The organism is Streptococcus oralis (genome assembly GCF_003943395.1).
GTDB lineage: Bacteria > Bacillota > Bacilli > Lactobacillales > Streptococcaceae > Streptococcus > Streptococcus oralis_BF.
In genome coordinates, this window is the sequence record NZ_RJPJ01000010.1 from 19,160 (window position 1) to 36,299 (window position 17,140).

At 41.0% G+C, this 17,140-nt stretch carries 14 protein-coding genes; 5 read left to right on the top strand and 9 right to left on the bottom strand.

The features are described 5' to 3' along the window. The first annotated feature begins 88 nt into the window (after positions 1–88). Positions 89–1,573 carry a DUF1846 domain-containing protein gene (locus D8802_RS08155; RefSeq protein WP_125395475.1) on the top strand — a complete coding sequence of 495 codons (1,485 nt, stop codon included), beginning with the start codon at positions 89–91 and terminating at the stop codon, positions 1,571–1,573. 132 nt (positions 1,574–1,705) lie between these two features. Here the strand turns inward: D8802_RS08155 and D8802_RS08160 are convergent, their stop codons facing one another. Genes D8802_RS08160 through D8802_RS08180 form a run of 5 tightly spaced genes read right to left on the bottom strand, consistent with a single transcriptional unit; the run spans position 1,706 to position 5,634 of the window. Then, positions 1,706–2,737, bottom strand: coding sequence for a sensor histidine kinase (locus D8802_RS08160; RefSeq protein WP_125395476.1), 1,032 nt, complete (start codon positions 2,735–2,737; stop codon positions 1,706–1,708). After that, positions 2,704–3,402 carry a response regulator transcription factor gene (locus D8802_RS08165; RefSeq protein WP_125395477.1) on the bottom strand — a complete coding sequence of 233 codons (699 nt, stop codon included), beginning with the start codon at positions 3,400–3,402 and terminating at the stop codon, positions 2,704–2,706. Before D8802_RS08165 ends, D8802_RS08160 begins: the two co-directional genes overlap by 34 nt. Before the next feature lie 12 nt (positions 3,403–3,414). Next, positions 3,415–4,137, bottom strand: a complete 723-nt coding sequence (locus D8802_RS08170) for a lantibiotic ABC transporter permease (protein WP_125395478.1) — start codon at positions 4,135–4,137, stop codon at positions 3,415–3,417. Then, complete coding sequence (locus D8802_RS08175) at positions 4,137–4,925, bottom strand: lantibiotic ABC transporter permease (RefSeq protein WP_125395479.1); 789 nt, start codon at positions 4,923–4,925, stop codon at positions 4,137–4,139. Before D8802_RS08175 ends, D8802_RS08170 begins: the two co-directional genes overlap by 1 nt. 1 nt (position 4,926) lies before the next feature. Continuing rightward, positions 4,927–5,634, bottom strand: coding sequence for an ABC transporter ATP-binding protein (locus D8802_RS08180; protein WP_125395480.1), 708 nt, complete (start codon positions 5,632–5,634; stop codon positions 4,927–4,929). Positions 5,635–5,929: 295 nt separating this feature from the next. Here D8802_RS08180 and D8802_RS08185 point away from each other — a divergent pair, with 295 nt between their 5' ends. Next, positions 5,930–6,412 (top strand): S-ribosylhomocysteine lyase, encoded by a 483-nt coding sequence (locus tag D8802_RS08185; RefSeq protein ID WP_000032557.1) that lies wholly within the window; start codon positions 5,930–5,932, stop codon positions 6,410–6,412. Between the two features lie 57 nt (positions 6,413–6,469). Here D8802_RS08185 and D8802_RS08190 read toward each other — a convergent pair whose 3' ends face one another. Further along, entirely contained in the window at positions 6,470–8,575 is a 2,106-nt protein-coding gene (locus D8802_RS08190) for an ATP-dependent Clp protease ATP-binding subunit (RefSeq protein WP_125395481.1), read from the bottom strand. A 419-nt stretch (positions 8,576–8,994) separates the two neighbouring features. Further along, on the bottom strand, positions 8,995–11,310 hold the full coding sequence (pflB, locus tag D8802_RS08195) for a formate C-acetyltransferase (protein ID WP_125395511.1): 2,316 nt from the start codon (positions 11,308–11,310) through the stop codon (positions 8,995–8,997). A 236-nt stretch (positions 11,311–11,546) separates the two neighbouring features. Between pflB and dinB the strand changes: the two genes are divergently transcribed. From dinB to D8802_RS08210, 3 genes are all read left to right on the top strand, one after another. After that, entirely contained in the window at positions 11,547–12,608 is a 1,062-nt protein-coding gene (dinB, locus tag D8802_RS08200) for a DNA polymerase IV (protein WP_125395482.1), read from the top strand. Between the two features lie 475 nt (positions 12,609–13,083). After that, positions 13,084–13,395, top strand: coding sequence for a hypothetical protein (locus D8802_RS08205; RefSeq protein WP_260468417.1), 312 nt, complete (start codon positions 13,084–13,086; stop codon positions 13,393–13,395). 99 nt (positions 13,396–13,494) lie between these two features. Then, entirely contained in the window at positions 13,495–14,127 is a 633-nt protein-coding gene (locus D8802_RS08210) for a TetR/AcrR family transcriptional regulator (RefSeq protein ID WP_125395484.1), read from the top strand. Positions 14,128–14,281: 154 nt separating this feature from the next. Here the strand turns inward: D8802_RS08210 and D8802_RS08215 are convergent, their stop codons facing one another. Both D8802_RS08215 and D8802_RS08220 read right to left on the bottom strand, forming a co-directional pair. After that, positions 14,282–15,127: an undecaprenyl-diphosphate phosphatase gene (locus tag D8802_RS08215; protein WP_000273567.1), complete on the bottom strand. Its 846-nt coding sequence runs from the start codon at positions 15,125–15,127 to the stop codon at positions 14,282–14,284. A 59-nt stretch (positions 15,128–15,186) separates the two neighbouring features. Beyond that, on the bottom strand, positions 15,187–17,076 hold the full coding sequence (locus tag D8802_RS08220) for a DUF2207 domain-containing protein (protein WP_125395485.1): 1,890 nt from the start codon (positions 17,074–17,076) through the stop codon (positions 15,187–15,189). Between the last annotated feature and the right edge of the window lie 64 nt (positions 17,077–17,140).

Consider the following 17,140-nt stretch of genomic DNA (forward strand, 5'->3'; position numbering starts at 1 on the left):
CGTTTGCCTAATCTTTTTGATTTCTTTTTTATCTTTATAGTTTCCTATCTTCCAATTTTTTATTATAATGGAGGTCAGAGGTAAAAAAATGAAAAAACAAGCTTTTAGTTCTGAACAATATTTAAATCTGCAACGCGACCACATTTTGGAGCGCATCAACCAATTTGACGGCAAGCTCTATTTGGAGTTTGGCGGCAAAATGTTAGAAGATTTCCACGCTGCTCGCGTTCTTCCTGGTTATGAGCCTGACAATAAAATCAAGCTCTTGCAAGAATTGAAAGAGCAAGTTGAAGTTGTTATCGCCATTAACGCAAGCAACATCGAACATTCCAAAGCACGAGGTGACTTAGGCATTTCCTATGACCAAGAAGTTCTTCGTTTGATTGACAAATTCAATGAGCTGGGAATTTTTGTTGGCTCCGTTGTCATCACACAGTACGCTGGACAACCCGCTGCAGATGCCTTCCGAAATCAACTTGAGAAAAACGGAATTGATTCTTATCTTCATTATCCAATCAAAGGATATCCAACTGATATGGATCACATCATTTCTCCTGAAGGTATGGGGAAAAACGACTATATCAAAACCAGTCGCAACTTGATCGTCGTAACAGCTCCTGGACCAGGTTCTGGAAAATTGGCCACTTGTATGTCCAACATGTACCACGACCAAATCAATGGTATCAAGTCTGGTTACGCTAAGTTTGAAACTTTCCCAGTCTGGAACCTGCCCCTTCATCATCCAGTCAATTTGGCCTACGAGGCTGCCACAGCTGACCTTGACGATGTCAACATGATTGACCCTTTCCATCTCCAAACCTACGGAGAAACCACTGTCAACTACAACCGTGATATCGAAATTTTCCCAGTGCTTAAGCGCATGTTGGAACGTATCCTAGGAGAGTCTCCATACGCTTCACCGACAGACATGGGTGTCAACATGGTTGGTTTTGCTATTACAGATAATGAGTCTGCTATCGAAGCTTCAAAACAAGAAATCATTCGCCGTTACTATCAAACAGTCCTTGATTTCAAAGCCGAAAAAGTTGGCGAATCTGCTGTCAAGAAAATCGAGTTGCTCATGAACGACCTCGGTATCACACCTGCAGACCGTAAGGTTGCTGTTGCTGCACGCCAAAAAGCAGAAGAAACTGGTGGACCTGCTCTGGCTCTCGAATTGCCATCTGGCGACATTGTCACTGGTAAGAACTCAGAACTCTTTGGCCCTACAGCTGCTGCCTTGATCAATGCTATCAAGAAATCTGCTGCTATCGACAAGGAAGTAAAATTGATTGAACCAGAAGTTGTCAAACCAATCCAAGGCCTTAAAATCAATCATCTAGGTAGCCGCAATCCACGCCTGCATTCAAATGAAATCCTGATTGCTCTTGCCATTACAGCTATGGAAAATCCTGATGCTGCGCGCGCAATGAAGGAACTTGGTAACCTCAAAGGAAGCGAAGCCCACTCAACCATCATCTTAACAGACGAAGACAAGAATGTCCTTCGCAAGCTAGGTATCAACGTAACCTTTGATCCTTACTACCAATACGATCGCTTGTATCGGAAATAATTAAACGAGGCTGGATAAAACTCAATTTGAGTAAAAATCCAGTAAATCTTTACATGATAAAAGATAAAACGCATAATATCAAGGCTTTTGAACACTTGATATTATGCGTTTTTATGATTTTTTCATCCTCATTTATTTCAATGAAATTGCCAACTCGACAGTGGCTCCTCCTTGGTCTGGATTGAACAGGGTCAGACGACCACCATGCAAGAGAGCTACCTGCTTAGAAAAGGCTAAGCCGATTCCATGATGGGGATTAGCTGAATTGCGGCTTTGATCACTCTGATAAAAGAGCTGTTCCGCTCCCCGCAGCATCTCCTCTGAAAATGCAGGGCCGTTGTTCCAGATAGCAAAAACCAACTGATCCTGCTGCACTGATACCATCAGCTTCACTTCCTTTTGATCCGGGTCAGCATGTTCAAGCGCATTCAGTAAAATATTGAGCAAAGCCCGTTTGAGATAGTCCAAATGAATCGACAAAATCAGACTAAGATCACAATCTTCTTGGAGATAAAAACAATAGCTTTCCTGTTTGCTAAACAGTGCCCAGTCGTCCTGTAGATCAGCCAAAAAGTCCCCTAAGGAAAGCTGACTGAACTTATTAGAATCAATCTGAAAAGTCTTAGCGTAATCAATCAAAGAGCCACAATACTCTTCCATCTTGTGACTGGCCTGCAAAATTTCAGCAGCATAATCTGCCTGTGGTTGGCCCAACCGCGCCAACTCCAATAGCTCAGCATTCCCCTTAATCACAGTTAGGGGCGTCTTCAAATCGTGCGATGTCGCTGATAGCTGTAAAATCAACTCCTGATTATGCTGCTGCTCTCTTTCTAGAAGACGAGCATTTTCTTGGTGGCTGATCCGTAAATCGCTATAGACTTCTAGCATTTCCTCAATCCGAAAAAACTGGCTTTGATTTTCTTCTAAAAGCTTCTCACTCTTTAGCATTTTTATTTCCCTGTCGATTTTTCGGAGCAATTTCAAAATATGATAAAAAGTAATCAGCAGCAAGCTCCCTGCCCAAAAGAGCAAGGTGAAAAGAACGTAATCACTTCCTTGCGTAAATTCATAGCCTATAAGCACAAAAATCAAAACATGAAAAAAGACGATTTTTAAACTGGTTGTCCAGACTAGGCTTTTGAAATTTCGGGTTCTAATTGCCATCTATAGCCTACTCCTCTCACTGTTGCGATTGCTTGCAGCCCTTCTTGTTTGCATTTTTGACGAATCTGATATACGTATTCTGAGATGGATCGAAGCTGTGTTTCTGAACTTTCTGGGTAAAGCAAGATATGCAGGTGTTCAGCTGAAAAGGTCTGCTTGGGATTGCTAGCTAGTAAATGCAGCAATTTAAACTCTCGCTCTGAAAATTTCAAGACTTTACCAAAACAGGTAACTTCATAGCGCTCTGGATAAAATTGACAAGAAGCAATTTCAGAATATCGCTCCTCACGTCTTTCCTCCCTCCGAAGATGAGCTCTGACACGCGCCAGCAATTCTTTGGTTCCAAAAGGCTTGACAATATAGTCATCTGCTCCGCGAAAGAGTCCTTCCACCTTATCCGCCTCCAATTCCTTAGCCGTCAGAAAGATGATTGGACACGAAAGATGAGGACGAATGTAGGAACACAGCTCAAAACCATTAACAGGCTCCATCATCACATCCAGCAGAATCAAGTCATATCCGACAAAATGTGTCAGCTCTAGCTCTTCTATCCAATCAAGCGTCGTCACATCATAAGCATCGAGCTCTAGGACGTTTTTCACCAGTTTCAAAATGCTCCGGTCGTCATCAACCACCAAAATACGATACTGTCTCATGAATTCCATTATAGCATACCTCTAGCGAACATCTCGTTTCAAGGTTAAAAATATAGCAGAGCTCCAAACTAAAGCTAACCATAACAGCTGTATTCCCAGCCCTGATAGATCTATTGACTGCTGAAGCCCTTCATAGTCAAAAAGATTTAGGGTAGCCAGATCGGGCAGGTACTTTGCCTCCTTGATGAACGTTGCCAATAAACGGCTGAGACCAATCAAGAGAGGAAAGAGCACCGACACTGGCACAACCCAAGATTGAAAGAGCAAAGCGAGGCCGGCAGCTAAAAAAGCCAGAAAAAGATTGCTGAGAAGACCAAAAGAGCTGTAATAAAGGAATTTCCCCAGCAAGGACCAGCTAAAGTCTAGGTCAAAACGAGCCAGCATAACAAAAAAACAGCTGCCTATCATGATACTGTAGAGAACCAAGAGCAGCAAGACCAGAAAAAGGAATTTCCCAGCCAACCAAGCCTTTCTATTTGATACGGTTAGAAAATTCGTTCGCATCCCAGACTTGACAAACTCCTGGGCAAAATAGAGGGAAGTAAAGATGACGATGACAGGCTGCGCCAGATAGAGAGCATGCAGAGCTTCACTCAGAGCCTTTGTCTGGCCAACTGCTGTCTGACTGTAGTCAAGATTCATCAGAAAAAATGGAACGACTACCAGAGCCGCCAAGGCGGCACCAAGAGCGAGATAGTAAGAACGGAACTTAATCCATTCACTTTTAAGCAGAGCTTTGATCATCAGTAGCGCCCTCCTAAATCCGTCTTCAAAAAGCGCAGAGAGGCCATGCCGCCGATGATTAGCAACCATGCAACTAGTATCAAGAGCCCTTGCAAGGGATTGTTAGCATATTGGGAAGTTGGCGTTGCAGCAAACAACTCTCCTGCTGGCTGTGGCAGATAAGCTCCCCAACTCGTGTGAGCTGCCAGGTAGTTTCCCAGATTATAGATTTGGGGTACGAGAAAAAGCAGAGGAACTAGCATGGTCCGAGCCAATAAACCTAACAAAAACGAAAGGATTCCCAATAAGGTCAGAGATAAGGTTTTCCACAAAATCAGACTCCAAGCTGCCTGATTGAGCAGAATCGGATCAAGCCCTTCCTTTCCTAAAGCCAGGTGCATGACCATATAACTAAAGTAGATCGATAAAAAGCTAGCGGCAAGAGAAAAGCAAGCAAAGGTCATGAGTTTCCCCACAAGCAACTTCAGGCGGTTATTACAGGTCAAGAGACTGGTTCTCAAGCTATGAGACTGAAATTCCATAGCTCCCAAAATTCCAGCTAAGATGACCAAAACCATACCTGCCATTGAGGCCCCATTGAGGCCTAGATATTCCAGCGGGTCAATGGCTTCTGCCAGACCGGGAACCGTCTCAGGTGTGGCAGTCAAGCCAATAAACAAATACTGTCGACCCTCCAGCCAAGATACGGCAGGCACCAAGAGCAGCATGAAGGCCATACTCACTCTGAAAGCCTTGGTTGAGCGGATTTTCAACCATTCTGAATGCAATAAGGACATCGTTTCTTTCATCTTAAACCTCCTCTGTCAAATCAAAGAAGAGATCTTCTAGACTGTCTGAATCTTGCAGCACCTCTTCCAATCGCCCATGCTTAACAATACGCCCATGATGAATCAAGACTACATCATCTGTCACCATTTGCACCTCTGATAGGATATGAGAAGATAGAAGTACCGTTTTCCCTAAATCAGCCTGCTGACGGATGAACTTTCTAAACCACTTAATCCCACTTGGATCCAGTCCATTAGTCGGCTCATCTAATATAAGAAACTGAGGATCACCCAGCAAAGCTGCTGCCAAACCCAAGCGTTGACCTTCCCCTAGAGACAGGCTCGACAGGACGTCCTTTCTCTTATGAGCGATTCCAGTCATCTCCAAAACATCATCAATCCGAGACTTGGGAATAGCATTGCTCGCCGCAATAATTCGCAGGTGGTCATAGACCTTGCGATTTGGCAGACCGCCAATGCCATCAAAGGCTGCACCTACCGTTCTGAGCGGATAAGTCATTGACTGATAGGTTTGCCCATCAAAAGTCGCCGTCCCTGCTGTCATCCGATCTAACCCCAAAAGAATCCTCAAGGTCGAACTTTTCCCTGCACCATTTGGACCCAGAAAGGCTGTAATCCGACCGCTTCTAGCTGTAAAAGAAATATCTTCTAAAATCTGCTTGCTGCCATGCTTTTTGCAGACTCCTTCTATTTTCACCATATGTTCCATACTGAACTCCTTTATCTTTATTTTCTCCAGTATATCCAATCTAGTTCAGAATTAGTTCAGAGATTAAACAGAAATTTCAGAAAAAGTTAATCCACTTTTCAAAAGTCACCTTAGTCCCACTAGAAAAACTAAACTTTTCTTTCACAAGGTATTCTTCTCTCCATTCTTTCTTTATAATTCTGAGGTTTATGTATGGAGACTTTATTATAACGCTAGTCTCAAAAAGTCATTTATCAAACTCCATCAAGAGCACCCTTTATGATATAATGAAAGAAGAAAACTGAAAGGAACGACCATGTCAAAAGAAGTTATTGTTGAAAGTTTTGAACTTGACCACACCATTGTTAAAGCACCCTATGTTCGCTTGATTGGGGAAGAAACAGGGCCAAAAGGAGATGTCATCTCCAACTTTGATATTCGCTTGGTACAGCCAAATGAGGACTCTATCCCTACTGCTGGGCTTCACACTATCGAACACCTCTTGGCCAAACTCATCCGTACTCGAATCGACGGTATGATTGACTGTTCGCCATTTGGTTGCCGTACAGGCTTCCACATGATTATGTGGGGTCGCCATACCAGTGCTGAAATTGCAGCTGTTATCAAGGATTCGCTCAAGGAAATCGCTGAAACTACTACTTGGGAAGATGTCCCTGGAACAACCATCGAATCTTGCGGAAACTACAAGGACCACAGCCTCTTTTCAGCTAAAGAATGGGCGAAACTCATCCTGGAACAAGGAATATCAGATGATGCCTTTGAGCGTCATGTCATCTAAACAAATAAAGGAACCAGCTTATTAGCTAGTTCCTTATTTTTTTCTCAAAATCTTGAGTTAGGCTTTTTCACGAATGACCAAAACGCCATCTTCCATATCTGCTTCCAGATGTTTAGCATCAAGGTTATCCAAGTGGAAATCTGTTACCTTGTCACGGATTTGTTGTTCAACCACGCGACGGAGAGGACGAACACCCATAACTTCGTCATAGCCTTCTTCTGTGATAAAGTCCTTAGCTGCTTGGCTGACTTCCAAATCAATGTCTTTCTTAGCCAAGGTTTGGTTGACTTCAGCCAACATCAAGTCCACAATCTTAGAAAGGTTTTCCTTATTCAAATGTGAGAACTCGATAACTGCGTTAAAGCGGTTAAGGAACTCTGGACGGAAGAATGGTTTCAAACGATCCATCAATTCTGGTTTGTCCGCATCTTCTGTCAAGTTAGCTTCATAGCCAAATCCAGCATTTGATGTCGCGATAATGACCGTGTTCTTAAAGTTCACTGTATTTCCTTGACCATCAGTCAAACGACCATCATCCAAGACTTGGAGGAGAAGGGTGATTACTTGAGGATCAGCCTTTTCAATTTCGTCCAAGAGAATGATAGAGTATGGATTGCGACGAACACGTTCTGTCAAGGTATTGCTATTGTCATCATAACCCACATAACCTGCTGTTGTACCGATCAACTTAGATACAGCTGTGCGATCACTATATTCAGACATATCCAAACGAATGATGGCGTCCTTAGTACCAAACATATCGAGCGCCAATTGCTTAGCAAGCTCCGTCTTACCAACTCCAGTAGGACCTACAAAGAGGAAGCTACCGATTGGGCGATTGCCTTCATCAAATCCTGCACGGTTACGACGGATAGCACGAGCCACTGCTTCTACTGCCTTATCTTGGCCAATCACCTTGTGTTCCAAACGATGAGCCATATCTTTCAAACGTTCGATGTCGGATGCTCCCATTTGTGACACTGGAATACCAGTCATTCGTTCCACAGATTCAGCCACATCGTTAATGCTTGCAGTCACTTTCATGTCTTCTGTGTGGTTTTCGACTTTCTTTTCTAATTCTGCAATACGTGTTTTAGCATTGAGAGCTGCTTCAAAGTCTTCTGCTTCAACTGCTTTTTCTTGCTTGTCTTTTTCTGCCTCGATTTCTCGTTCAACAGCATGAACATCTGTTACAGGATGTTGAGCTGCCAAGTGAGCTGCCGTTACATCGACAAGGTCGATAGCCTTATCTGGCAAGCTGCGTTGTGGAATGTATTGAATCGAATAATCCACTGCTGCTTTCAAGACTTCGTCTGGCAAGATAACATTGTGGTGTTGTTGATAGAGGTCACGAATTCCTTGAAGGATTTTAAAGGTATCCTCTGCTGAAGGAGCATTGACCTTCACTTCGTTGAAACGACGAGCAAGAGCTGCATTTTTCAAGATGGTGTTACGATATTCGTCTTGAGTCGTTGCCCCAATAACTGTCAACTCACCACGAGAGAGAGCTGGTTTGAGAATATCTGCAAGACCTTTAGAACCACTATCTCCACCGATTGAGCCAGCGCCAAGGATTTGGTGAATTTCATCAAAGAAGAGGATAATATTTCCTGCTTCTTTCACTTCATTGACTAAGTTTTGAACGTTTTCTTCAAAGCTACCACGGTATTGAGTACCAGCCTCAAGACCTGAGATATCAATAGAAATAATTTCCTTGTTCTTAATAGCAGCTGGAACATCTCCGTTCACAATTGCTTGTGCTAGGCCTTCGACAACTGCGGTCTTACCAACACCTGCATCTCCGACCAAAACAGGATTGTTCTTGGTACGACGTGAGAGGATTTCAGATGTTTCTTGAATTTCCTTGTTTCGTCCGATAACAGGATCCAACTTGCCCTCACGAGCTTCTGCGGTCAAGTTTCGACCTAGTTTAGCAAGGACACCGTCTTGTTTCATACCTGAAGCGTGTTGTTGCATTTGCGCATCAGATTCTGCATTTCCTGGCAATTGACCAGTTGCACGATAGTGAGCAAATTCCTCAGGTGTCACTTCACGTCCATTAATCAAGTAGCGACGATTCTCAGAACTGTATCCTCGCATACCACCCATCAATTGGTTAAATAAATCATCCATGTTGTTAAAGTTATTAAAGTTGTTGTTCATATTCTTTACCTCGTTTATTCTTAATTATATGCGATCTCTGATATTGACTATCTTTGACCTTTGTTTTAAAAATTTTAGACTAGCTAACTAGCTACCCTACGTATAATTTCTGGTTTTTCTTTTTTACATAAGCCCTCTATAATCTTCTTTTCAAAGTCTGTTAGATTTAACATAGGCCTCACCCCTTTCTAGGGTATCTATCATACATTTTCAAGAAATAGGATCATTGAAAATGAAGTTTTCTAAGGAATTCATTTTCCTTATGTTTCTACTATATCACATTGGTCAGTAAAAGTCAACAGTTTTTTTGACCAAATTTGACTATTTTTTTTAAAAATTTTTGAAGTATTGAATAGATAATGTAAGTACACAAAAAAGCCAGTCCTATAGACTAGCTTTCTTTTCATTCTAATTGAATCTTAACTCAATGCGTCATCCATTGAAAGAACTTCATGGAAGACACGTTGTGTCAATTCAGTTTTTTGTTCTGGAGTGAGGTATTTAGTGTTTACACAGTATCCAGAGATACGTACGATAACGTCTTCACCTGACATGATCTTTTCGTAAACATCGTTCAAGTCCATAACGTTCAAGTTAACGTGTTGTCCACCGTTTTCGAAGTAACCATCAAGGATTGTTACCAAGTTATCAACTTGTTCGTCACGAGTCTTACCAAGAGCACGTGGAGAAACTTGAGTTGTCAATGAGATACCGTCAGCTGCGTAACCAAAGTCAAGGCTAGCAAGTGAGTTCAAGTTTTGCAACCATCCACCTTTAGCTTTGTTAGATGGGTTCGCACCTGGTGAGAAGAATTCAAGTTTAGACAAGTTCACAGAACCATCTTCGTTGAGGTATACACCTTTGTGGACTGGTGAGTTACCAGTTTGTTTAGAGTAAGCAACGTTAGATGTGATTGTCAAGAGTGATACTGTAGCTTCTGCGTCTTTGTAAAGTTTGTGGCTACGTAGACGAGTTGTATAAGCTTCGATCAACCATTCTGCCAATTCGTTTGAACGTGGGTCATCTTCACCCCAACGTGGGTATTCACCGATTGTTTCGTAATCGTAGATGTATCCATCTTCATCACGGATTGGTTTAACAGTAGCGTATTTAATCGCTGACAATGTATCAACAGTGTTAGCAAATCCACAGATACCGAATCCCATGTTGGCACGTTGTTTAGTTGGCAAGAAGGCCATTTGAACAGCTTCGTAGTTGTACTTGTCAGTCATATAGTGGATGATGTTCAAAGCATCTACGTAAGTGTCAGTCAACCAGTCAAGAGATTTTTCAAAGTTCGCTTTAACTGATTCGAATTCAAGAACTTCGTCACGGATAGGATCGATGTCAAATACTTTGTAGTCTTTGTGAACATCGTCGTAACCACCGTTCAAACCAGTAAGAAGGGCTTTAAGAACGTTTACACGAGCACCGAAGTACTGGATGTTGTGGCGTTGATCTTCGTTTTCTGGGTCAAGTGGTGACACACAGCATGAGATACAGCTCATTTCTCCGTATCCGTCTTTAGCCATTGTTGTTACACCTTCGTATTGGATAGAAGAGTGTTTGTGGCTCATGTGCATACAGTAGCGACGGAAGTTGTAAGGCAATTTGTCAGTCCAAAGAACTGTCAAGTTTGGCTCTGGAGAGTTACCGATGTTGTCAAGAGTGTTCAAGAAACGGTAGTCCATCTTAGTAACACGGTGACGACCGTCGTTACCCATACCAGCCATAGAAGTGGTGATGAAGGTTGGGTCACCTGAGTACAATTGGTCATAAGCTTTTGTACGAGCAAATTTAACTGTACGAAGTTTCATAACGAAATCATCAACAAATTCTTGGATTTCTGATTCAGTAAATGTACCACGAGCAAGGTCACGTTCTGCAAAGATATCAAGTACGATTGGCACACGTCCTAGAGATGTTGCAGCACCGTTGATAACACGGCAAACAGCCATGAAGGCGATGTTAACCCATTGGATTGCTTCTTTCGTGTTCATCGCTGGTTTGCGGACGTCAACTCCGTAAAGGTCACCCAAGCGAACAACTTGTTGCAATGCTTGGTATTGAAGGTTTACTTCTTCACGAAGACGGATTGTTTCTTCATCAATTTCTTTAATTGCATTCCAGTCGTTTACTTTTTCTTGCATCAAATAGTCTGCACCGTAAAGAGCAAGACGTGCGTAAACACCGATGATACGTCCACGTGAGTAGGCATCTGGAAGACCAGTTACAGTGTGAGCGTGACGAGCACGACGAATGTTTGAAGTGTAGGCACGGAAAATACCGTCGTTAACTGTTGTTACGTATTTAGTAAAGATTTCGTGAACAGCTGGATCTGGTTCGTATCCATTTTCTTTCAAAGTAGTTTCAGCCATACGGATACCACCTTTTGGCATGAAGTTCAATTTGAAGAGTTCATCGTTTTGGATACCGAAGATAACTTCGTTTTCTTTGTCGATAAATCCTGCAGGGATATCAGCAATAGATGTTGGACGAGTGTCCATTGGGAAACGAGTTTCTTCGTAGTGAGCTTTTGTCTCTTCTACAATCTTTTTAATGTGAAGTGAACGTTCTGTTGGTCCAGCAAGGAAGCTTTCATCTCCATCGTAAGGTGTGTAGTTAGCTTGAACGAAGCGAGAAACGCTTGCTTTTTCTTTCCAATCTACGCCTTTGAAGCCTTCCCAAGCTTTGTCAAAAATGTCTTGTGCTTCAACAACTGTCTTAACAACCATGTTAATGTCCTCATTTTTCTTTCTAGTAACAGTCATCTGTTACATTCATGAGACCAGTATACCATACAGTAACCGATTTCAACAAGCGAAAAAAGGCTTTTTTATCACTTTCTTTTCTAATACAGCCTGTTTATCGGTTCAATCTGTATTATATATTTGAAAAAATGAGTACTCTTTCCCATTTTTTCAGAAAAAAGGGTATAATAAATAGAAAATGACACTAGAAAGGAAGCAAAATGCTCATATTTCCATTGATTAATGATTTGTCCAGAAAAATCATCCATATCGACATGGATGCCTTTTTTGCTGCGGTGGAAATAAGAGACAATCCTAAGTTAAAAGGAAAACCTGTCGTTATTGGGAGCGATCCCAGACAAACAGGCGGACGGGGAGTTGTGTCTACTTGTAGCTACGAGGCGCGAGCTTTTGGTGTTCATTCAGCCATGAGTTCTAAAGAAGCTTATGAGCGTTGTCCTCAAGCCGTCTTTATCTCGGGAAATTATGAAAAATACAAAACTGTGGGACTTGAGATTCGAGCTATTTTTAAACGCTATACTGATTTGATTGAACCTATGAGTATTGACGAAGCCTACTTGGATGTGACGGAAAATAAACTCGGTATCAAGTCAGCTGTCAAAATAGCTCGTCTCATTCAACAAGATATCTGGCAGGAGCTGCACCTGACTGCTTCTGCAGGCGTTTCTTACAATAAATTTTTAGCTAAAATGGCCAGTGATTATCAAAAGCCACATGGTTTGACAGTTATCCTCCCAGATCAGGCCCAAGACTTTCTCAAACAAATGGACATAGCTAAATTTCATGGCGTGGGCAAGAAAACAGTGGAAAGGCTTCATGAAATGGGCATTTATACTGGCGCAGACTTATTGGATGTCTCAGAAGTCACTTTAATCGATCGGTTTGGCAGACTCGGTTTTGATCTTTATCGAAAGGCCAGAGGCATTCATAACTCACCGGTCAAGTCCAATCGCATTCGTAAGTCCATCGGCAAGGAAAAAACCTATGGAAAGATTCTCCAGGCTGAAGAGGACATCAAAAAAGAGCTGACTCTTCTATCTGAAAAAGTAGCTCACAATCTCAGCAAACAAGACAAAGCTGGAAAAATCATTATCCTAAAGATTCGTTACGCTGACTTCTCCACTCTAACTAGGCGGAAAAGCCTCTCACAAGCAACACAGGACGCTAGTCAGATTTCTCAAACCGCCCTTCAACTTTACGAAGAACTAGCCGAAAAAGAGAAAGGCATCCGCCTGCTCGGAATTACGGTGACAGGATTTTAAACCCTCGAGGGGGCATTAATTTAAATCAAATGAGGTTGGAACAAAAGTGTTTCAGCCTCATTCTGTTTTAGAAATACTGCTTAGAACTTGATAACTAATCACTAAAACAGTCCGAGGAACTATCCTAAGTTGTTGACCAGCATTCAGCGGGCCGTATTAGCCTTATTCACATTTTAGACTCTAAAAATTCCTAATTCAAGGAAACTTCTTTCCCTTATTTCCCTCCCCATTTTCCTAAAAACAGTAATGTCTATAAGAAATGGTAAATTTCCAAACTTATACTTGGACTATATTGAGCACTAATTCCAGCACTTCAAACAAAAAACAGTGAGATAAATTTCAAATAGTTCCTAGTAAAAAAAACTTTTTCTCATAAGTGGTAGGGGTTGACACCTTCATTTTTATTTGTTAAACTAGAAAATATAAAAGTACCAACCGGTCGGTTTTTTAGAAAGGACTTAACATGAAAAAAACTATGCTAGAAAAAACAATCGATTCTGTTGAAAAACAAAATCAACGAGTACGTCAACAACAAATACGCCATCACGAAACCATTCAAAAGCAAATAAAACTGCAAATAAAACTGTTTGATCGATTATCACAAGGAGAGAGTGGTATCCGACTTTCTCGTTTGGGAGTGAAATGTGGGTATGCTACAATCACTGGTGGGATCATCACTACTTTGTTTAGTCCTTGGAATGGTTTAGGAATAATGACCATTGGTGGGATTTCAGTTCTCTCAAACTTGTATCACATCAAACGTATAGAAGCAAAATTAAAAAAGTAGAGTGGTTTTCTTAAGAAGGAGGCTTGTTAGACGCTCAAATATTACCTTTTCTTCTTTTTTTGATAAAATAAATTTAATAAAACAGAGAGAAGGAACTCAATGGTCGCAAAAACAGAAAAATCTCAAGCAATGATTGAAAAAATTTTATCAACAGCTTCACAGCTTTTTATTCACAACGGCTATGAAAAAACAAGTGTACAAAACATAGCGCAAACAGCTAGTATTTCAAAAGGAGCCATTTATCACCATTTTCAATCAAAAGATGAAATTCTTTTTGCAGTTTTAAAACAGCGTTATCAATTGATGGAAAAGGAATTGCTAGACTGGCTTGAATCCACTAGTCATTTAACTGGAAGAGAACAGCTCAAAGAAATCTTTCAGTTTAGTTTAAAAAGTCAGAAAACTAACTACGAAATGTTGAATCACGCGCCTCTTGATGCGGAGTTCATGCTGACTATTATCCGTTACAATCTGCGTATAGGAACTCCCCTTATTGCAGATATTATAAAAAAAGGAATAGAAGATCAGTCCATCCCCCCCATCCCCTTCCCTAATGAAGCGGCCGAAACAATCTTGCTTTTGACTAACTTTTGGGTAGAAGGAAGTATTTTTGAAAATTCTTCCGAAAAAATTGTCGATCGGATTTATTTTTTACAATTTATGCTTCAATCTATCGGACTGGATATTTTTGATGAATCTTTAATCCACGAAATTTTAAGTCAATCAAATTAAATACAATCTTTTAGTTCACGTTTAAAACCCTGGTCAAACAGAGGGCAAGACGACAGAATAACGTAATAAAAAATAAACTAAATAATTATAAAAATAGGATAGTTCCTCCCAAAATGTTTTTTGGCGAACTATCCTATTTTATTCTATTTTCAACTTATACAAATAAACGCACAAAACTATAGAGCAACAAGACACTACCAAGTACAATACGGTATTTACCAAAGAGTGTAAAGTCGTGCTTCTTCACATAGCTGGTCAAGAAACGAATAGCAACCATGCTGACCGCAAAGGCTACTCCCATAGCAACCAAGAGCAAGAATAGTTGACCAAAACTCAAAAGTTGACCGGCTTTAATAAATTTGAAAATCTTTAAAGCGCTAGCTCCAAACATAACAGGAATTCCGAGATAGAAGGTAAACTCCGTTACGACAGAGCGACTTGTTCCATTCAACAATCCACCAACGATAGTGGCACCTGAACGACTTGTTCCTGGGAAAAGGGCAAGGACTTGGAAAAGACCGATGTAAAGGGCTGTTTTATAAGGCAACTTGTCTAGCTCTGTCACTGTTGGTTCAATAGCTTGCGCCTTATTTCGTTTTTCAAGATAGATAAAGGCAACTCCATAGATAATCAACATAATGGCAACTGAAACCATGTTGTGGAAGTTGGCATCAAACCAATCATCCAACTTAAAAACCAATAGCAAAGGCAAGGTTGCGACGAAAACTTTTGACCATAACTGCCAAGTTCGACGAACTTCGACCTTGGTTTTACCAGGTTTGAAGGGATTGAGCTTGTTAAAGTAAATCACCATAACGGCTAAAATAGCACCAAGCTGAATGACAACATTAAACATAGACATGAAGGCTTCATTTTGATCCTTGTATTGTACAAATTCTTCAACCAAAATCAAGTGACCTGTACTTGAAATTGGCAACCATTCAGTAATTCCTTCAACAATCCCAAAAAAGATTGACTTCAAAATTTCAATAAAATACATGCATTACTCCTTTTTCTGTCCTCTATTATAACATAATTTCGGATGTTGCGATAGATTTTTTAGAAGGCGCCGATGCTACCACCGCCTCCACCTCCTGAGAATTCCCCGCCAGAACTTCCACTTCCAGAAGATACGGAGTAGGTGCTAGCTGTGTTTGCGATACTAGCATAGTGGCTCATTTGAGCAGTAGAATGATAAAACATACTGTGCCAGCCATAAGCTACGTAAAGATTGATATCTGGATTCTCAACTTGAATCTGATGAGATTTCATCAAATGACTCACCTTGTCCGCATAACCAAATAAAGTAGCATAGACAAGGAGGCGATTCCAAAGAACAATACTCTCTAATTCTGCCTTATCTAGGTGAGCAATATCGCGAAGCATGTTTTCAAAACTAGTCCAGAGATAGTATGCTTCTAGTCCTTCTTCGTTTAAAACGCCATCACGAGTATCAAATCGGGTCGTCCAATAATAGACGGCAGCTAACATCAAGCTCACAAACCCAAGGATAGGAAGTGGCAGAGAAAGGTACCCGTGAGCATCCAAACTATACAAGAACCAGCCAAAACCAACGAAAGCAGGTAGAAGCGTAGAGACACCTATCATCAATCGCAAGATTTTTTCTCCATTGCTCAGTGGACGATAATAATCTGGAAGTTGCAAAGAGGAAACCCGCTTTCTCACCCCATCCTGCATCTGCTTCAGTGCTTGCTCGAAAGACGACTTAAGCTTACGTCCCGTTTTCTGAATCCGTTTTTCATCAGCTGCTTTTGCGCCTTGGTAAAGACTAGTTGACACTTGGTAATCTGCAAACAAATCTGAAACAAGCACTTCTTCTCTTCCTGAAAAGGCCAAATTAAGGCAATCTTTTTCAAAACTTGCCAATCCTTTTTCTTTTACGACTTTTAAACGTACCTCATCTCCATTTGAGATGATTGAAACATTTCCACGGTCAATCACATCCAATAAAGTGGCCTGAACGAGTTGGTCAAAGGTGAACTTCCCTCCTCCCTTGGTTAAGGGGCTGACTTCCTCTAAAGAAGTGGAGTAAACAGCTTCCGATAAAACCATCGGTTCTAAGTCCATTGGCGGTTCATAGAAACGGTGATTTTTAGCATATTTCTTCGATGGGGAGGTTTTTCTTCTATAAATGCAGTATAAAATAACACTAAAGACTAAAGAAAGCGAGAGTAGCAAAGGGATGATCCACGTAATCAGAGCTTTGCTTTGAGCTTTTTCAGCAGTAATGGATTCCTCTATTTTCTCAAATTCTGCTAAACGATTGCCCTTCAATCCCTGATCCAAAGCTGTTCCAAAATCTTTTCTAGGCCAATATGCATGCAATTCAACCCCACGCTGACGAGGTAGGTTCTGTAAATGAACACGATAATCACCGTCTATCTTTTCTACCTTGCCCTCTGTAAAGAGTTTCCCTGTATGAAAGAACAATTTTTCTGCTCCATTAAAACCCGTTACTCGAAACTCAAATTTTTCGATAGGTTCTGAACTATCCGTCAGGGGCTGCCAATTAAGTTCCGCGATATCATCATATAGAAATAAGAGATTTTTTAGTTGCCATGTGATTACCACTTCAACGGTATCCCCCCCTTGGCCTGGATTATACACTTTTACAGTATAGCCTTCCGATTCTTCTATCACTTCACTATTGACATTTTCAATGGTAGCAGCATTCTTCCATACCTGAATCTTCGGACTGGAATCTATTTCAAAGCCCTTTGGCATCTTACCCGCATGGCCAAGTCCTACTAGTTGTCCATTAAAGTCTTCATCAAAATAATAGACTACTTTCTCCCTAAATTCTGCTGTATTATCTGCATGAATATACAAATCACCTTGATAAGAGCGAATCTTGAAATCAACCGCAAAAACAGAGAGTGGTAAAATACAAAACAAGCTAAATAAAAGCAAGAAAAAAGTCTTTTTCACAACACAATCCCCCTTTTTATCTTTGCTATCATTATATCATTTTTTATAAGTAAAGGCTTACTTG

What these genes read in the sequence shown, in the direction of transcription:
- dinB (WP_125395482.1), top strand. Translation starts at nt 11,547, where the DNA reads ATGCTCATATTTCCATTGATTAATGATTTGTCCAGAAAAATCATCCAT.
- D8802_RS08155 (WP_125395475.1), top strand. Translation starts at nt 89, where the DNA reads ATGAAAAAACAAGCTTTTAGTTCTGAACAATATTTAAATCTGCAACGC.
- D8802_RS08210 (WP_125395484.1), top strand. Translation starts at nt 13,495, where the DNA reads ATGGTCGCAAAAACAGAAAAATCTCAAGCAATGATTGAAAAAATTTTA.
- D8802_RS08165 (WP_125395477.1), bottom strand. Translation starts at nt 3,402, where the DNA reads ATGGAATTCATGAGACAGTATCGTATTTTGGTGGTTGATGACGACCGG.
- D8802_RS08205 (WP_260468417.1), top strand. Translation starts at nt 13,084, where the DNA reads ATGCTAGAAAAAACAATCGATTCTGTTGAAAAACAAAATCAACGAGTA.
- D8802_RS08170 (WP_125395478.1), bottom strand. Translation starts at nt 4,137, where the DNA reads ATGATCAAAGCTCTGCTTAAAAGTGAATGGATTAAGTTCCGTTCTTAC.
- D8802_RS08175 (WP_125395479.1), bottom strand. Translation starts at nt 4,925, where the DNA reads ATGAAAGAAACGATGTCCTTATTGCATTCAGAATGGTTGAAAATCCGC.
- pflB (WP_125395511.1), bottom strand. Translation starts at nt 11,310, where the DNA reads ATGGTTGTTAAGACAGTTGTTGAAGCACAAGACATTTTTGACAAAGCT.
- D8802_RS08190 (WP_125395481.1), bottom strand. Translation starts at nt 8,575, where the DNA reads ATGAACAACAACTTTAATAACTTTAACAACATGGATGATTTATTTAAC.
- D8802_RS08160 (WP_125395476.1), bottom strand. Translation starts at nt 2,737, where the DNA reads ATGGCAATTAGAACCCGAAATTTCAAAAGCCTAGTCTGGACAACCAGT.
- D8802_RS08215 (WP_000273567.1), bottom strand. Translation starts at nt 15,127, where the DNA reads ATGTATTTTATTGAAATTTTGAAGTCAATCTTTTTTGGGATTGTTGAA.
- D8802_RS08185 (WP_000032557.1), top strand. Translation starts at nt 5,930, where the DNA reads ATGTCAAAAGAAGTTATTGTTGAAAGTTTTGAACTTGACCACACCATT.
- D8802_RS08180 (WP_125395480.1), bottom strand. Translation starts at nt 5,634, where the DNA reads ATGGAACATATGGTGAAAATAGAAGGAGTCTGCAAAAAGCATGGCAGC.